The following is a 1,839-nucleotide window of genomic DNA, read 5'->3' as shown; positions in this document are numbered from 1 at the left end:
CTTTTCGTAGTTCGTCACGTCCTTCTTCGGCTGCTAGTGCCTAGGCATTCACCGTGCGCCCTTGTCTACTTGAAGGACGTGACGAACTACGAAAAGCTTCGGGGAGTTGTAAGTAAACTAAGATCCGGAGATGTCCAAATGGGGAAACCCAATGCAGTGATGCATTATTACTAGCCGAATAGATAGGCTGGTAAAGGAAGACGCAGTGAACTGAAACATCTAAGTAGCTGCAGGAAGAGAAAGAAAAATCGATTTCCTTAGTAGCGGCGAGCGAAGAGGAAAGAGCCTAAACCAAGTGATTTATCATTTGGGGTAATAGGACTGCGATGTAGGAGCGCAAGTAATAGCAGAACTATCTGGGAAGGTAGGCCAGAGAGGGTGAGAGCCCCGTAAGCGAAATTATGAGCGCACTTAGCAGTATCCTGAGTAGGCCGGAACACGAGGAATTCCGGTTGAATTAGCGAGGACCATCTCGTAAGGCTAAATACTAGCTAGTGACCGATAGTGAACCAGTACCGTGAGGGAAAGGTGAAAAGAACCCCGGAAGGGGAGTGAAAAAGAACCTGAAACCGTGTGTCTACAAATAGTCAAAGCACATTAAAGTGCGATGGCGTGCCTTTTGTAGAATGAACCGGCGAGTTACGTTAATTAGCGAGGTTAAATCAGAAAAGATGGAGCCGGAGCGAAAGCGAGTCTGAAGAGGGCGAGATAGTTAGTTGATGTAGACCCGAAACCAAGTGACCTATCCATGATCAGGTTGAAGGTGTGGTAAAACGCACTGGAGGACCGAACCCGTGTAAGTTAAAAATTGCTGGGATGAATTGTGGATAGCGGTGAAATTCCAAACGAACTTGGAGATAGCTGGTTCTCTCCGAAATAGCTTTAGGGCTAGCCTCGAAGAAAGGATAATGGAGGTAGAGCTCTGTTTGGACGAAGGGCCCGTCAGGGGTTACTGAATCCAGATAAACTGCGAATACCATGTATCTATCTTCGGGAGTCAGACTGCGAGTGATAAGATCCGTAGTCGAAAGGGAAACAGCCCAGATCACCAGTTAAGGTCCCAAAATCTATGCTAAGTGGAAAAGGATGTGGAGTTGCGTAGACAACTAGGATGTTGGCTCAGAAGCAGCCATCATTGAAAGAGTGCGTAATAGCTCACTAGTCGAGTGACGCTGCGCCGAAAATTTACCGGGGCTAAGCATAGTACCGAAACTGTGGATGTAGTGGAAGACACTACGTGATAGGAGAGCGTTCTAAAGGCGGTGAAGTTTGACCGTGAGGACAAATGGAGCTTTTAGAAGTGAGAATGCCGGTATGAGTAACGAAAGATAGGTGAGAATCCTATCCACCGAATGACTAAGGTTTCCTGGGGCAGGTTCGTCCGCCCAGGGTAAGTCGGGACCTAAGACAAGGCCGAGAGGCGTAGCCGATGGGGAACAGGTAGAGATTCCTGTACTGCATTTAATCGTTAAGAGCAAAGGAGCGACGCAGGAGATAAAGAACGCATGGTGCTGGAAATCCATGTTTAAGCGTTAAGTATGAGAATGAGTGAAATGCTTATTTTCGTGAAGTACGAGGCGTGATAAGGAGCGAAATTAAAGTAGCGAAGGTTCTATAGTCACACTGCCAAGAAAAACTTCTAGCCAGAGAGAATGTACCCGTACCGTAAACCGACACAGGTAGTCGAGTAGAAAATACTAAGGTGAGCGAGAGAACTCTCGTTAAGGAACTCGGCAAAAAGACCCCGTAACTTCGGAAGAAGGGGTGCTGACTAGAGATAGTCAGCCGCAGTGAATAGGCCCAAACAACTGTTTATCAAAAACACAGGTCTTTGCAAAA

The 1,839-nt window shown here is 47.0% G+C and carries 1 rRNA gene; it reads left to right on the top strand.

The window, feature by feature from the left end:
* Positions 1 to 30 precede the first annotated feature (30 nt).
* Positions 31 to 1,839 (top strand): 23S ribosomal RNA (locus EKM92_RS13675); the annotation flags it as partial.

Source organism: Lacticaseibacillus porcinae (genome assembly GCF_003946305.1).
Taxonomy (GTDB): domain Bacteria; phylum Bacillota; class Bacilli; order Lactobacillales; family Lactobacillaceae; genus Lacticaseibacillus; species Lacticaseibacillus porcinae.
The sequence above is the reverse complement of the archived record's forward strand: the minus strand, read 5'-3'. Positions and strand labels throughout refer to the sequence as shown.